This window comes from Bradyrhizobium sp. Mp27 (assembly GCF_029953005.1).
GTDB lineage: Bacteria > Pseudomonadota > Alphaproteobacteria > Rhizobiales > Xanthobacteraceae > Bradyrhizobium > Bradyrhizobium barranii.
On sequence record NZ_JASAUS010000416.1, the window covers coordinates 1 to 2,219 of the forward strand.

Annotated in this window: 1 protein-coding gene and 1 pseudogene; one reads left to right on the forward strand and one right to left on the reverse strand. The window is 58.2% G+C overall.

What is annotated here, in order from left to right; translation table 11 throughout:
• The first annotated feature begins 225 nt into the window (after positions 1-225).
• Complete coding sequence (locus QJT78_RS50435; RefSeq protein WP_028154530.1) at positions 226-1,785, forward strand: hypothetical protein; 1,560 nt, start codon at positions 226-228, stop codon at positions 1,783-1,785.
• Here QJT78_RS50435 and QJT78_RS50440 read toward each other — a convergent pair.
• Positions 1,745-2,219: pseudogene (locus QJT78_RS50440) on the reverse strand (hypothetical protein); the annotation flags it as partial. The gene QJT78_RS50435 and the pseudogene QJT78_RS50440 overlap by 41 nt on opposite strands.

Consider the following 2,219-nt stretch of genomic DNA (forward strand, 5'->3'; position numbering starts at 1 on the left):
ACGCCCTCCCGACGCAACGACAAAACCGTAAAGCCCCGCGTTCAGCATAACCCGGCAGGAATCCACTTAAATCCAGCGGGGCGCTGTCCAAACAACCGGGGCCAGCTCTACTCGACTACTTCGTCTTGAGGACGGATGGCTCAAGGAAGTACCCACTTTTAGTTGGTTTCGTTGCCTGTGGAAACAGCCTAAGATTGTCTTGGATGCGGTTGAGGAGGACTTCCGATGCGCAGGCAGCCCGTTCCGCTTACTCCGGGTGATCTAGTCAATCGTCAATTCGGCACCGACGACAACCTGATAGGCACCCCTGGCGCACCGACCTTGTTCGGCGATGCTGGTGGCAACCTGTTCGACTTCTCGAAGGGGGGCAAAGACACCTTCGATGAAGTCGGACTTTCCAATTACACATTTTATGGCGACGTGGTTGGCAGCATTTTCGATTTTGCGCAGGGCGGCGATGACACGTTCAACGGACTCCCATTGGCGAGTGTCACTGCCTACGGGGACGCTGGCGCGGACATGTCGGACCACAGTAAGGGCGGCAACGACACCTTCTTGAGTGGAACCGGCAGACAGCAAATCAATACGTTCTTCGGCGATGCCGGCGGCGCCATGTCGGGTCACGCTCAGGGCGGCGACGACACTTTCATAACTCAGACGGTGCAGGGCGGGACCCACACCTTTTACGGCGATGCGGGCGACGACATGTCTGGCCACAGCAAGGGTGGCAATGACAGCTTCCAGGGCTCCAGGCAGGCAACAAACGTCTTTTTTGGTGATACCGGGAGCAACATGTCCGGTCACGCCCAGGGCGGCGATGACACATTCACAGCCAGAACGGACTCAGGCAACACATTCTACGGAGATGCCGGCGGTGACATGACCGGTTACAGCAAAGGTGGCAACGACACCTTCAACGGGGCCTTGTTCGCAACGCAGGTGCTCTACGGTGATGCCGGAGGCAACATTTCCGGCCATGCTGAGGGAGGCGACGACAATTTTACCGGCTCGGGTGGGCCGATAATGTCAAAGACCTTCTACGGTGATGCCGGCGGCGACATCTCCGGCTTTGCCAAGGGTGGCAACGATACCTTCACAAACGAAGGCGGCTCCACAGTGTCTTTTTACGGAGACGCCGGCGCCACAATGTCCGGCCATACGCGAGGCGGCGATGACCTTGCGACGTTGCAGGGGAGCAAGAACTTCGCCGTCGGCGATGCTGTTACGATGCTCGACGCTGCCAGCGGAGGTAATGACAGTCTAAGCGGCGGTGACAGTTCGCTGACTGATGTTGTAAATGAGCTCTATGGGGACGCCCAGGCCATGGGCGGGGCGACCCAAGGAGGCGATGATCTCGTTGTCGGCGGCCACGCCGTTAATAGCGGCCGGGTCGATAACTTCTTATGGGGCGATGCGGAGCAACTTTCGGATCGTGCCAAGGGCGGCAGCGATGTCCTCTACGCAGGAACCGCGGCGCCAGGTTGCACGGTCAACAATGTGATGTGGGGCGATGGCCAACTGCGCGGCAATGCTCTTGGCGGTAGCGACACATTCGTATTCAAGGACGATGGCGCAACGACGGTCGGAACTCAGAACGTTATCGGGGACTTCAGCCAATGCCAACATGACAAGATCGGCTTCATTGACGTGGCAGGCGTGGAGTCGTTTGGTGACCTTGTCATCACCCAAAGCGGAACTAGCACCATTATCATGGCGGGAGCTGATCAAGTTACGCTTGCAAACTTCACGGGCGTGATGACGGCGAATGACTTTTTGTTTGTCTGAGGGCGCCGTCTTGGTCATCATCGCTGCAAATTCGCGCGGGCGGCCGTGGGTCGTGACATCGTTCAAGCTGGCTCAAAAGCCAGTCCCTGACACCTTCATAGGTCGCAAGACGCAGGAGCCGTTTGCTCGAAACGGTACGCATCGATCGCTGGCTCGCCTCCAGCAAGTTGCAGCCAGGGAAAGTGTAAGGCCGCCGCCAGGCACCAGTCATCCGTTGCTCTTCACCCTCAGTGATCGCGCGCTCGACCTCGGCGGCGAGCACGCTCAGGTGACCAGCCAGCCGGGTGAATAATATGCGCTTCTTTAAATCGGTCGCCAGATCTCGGATAGAGCTGGCCCCGCAAATTCGGACAGTAGCTTGAGTGGATTTTCTGCCTGACAGCGGCGAGGATTCTTGCTGCGAATCAGGAGCGAAGATGACGAAGAAGAGCCGC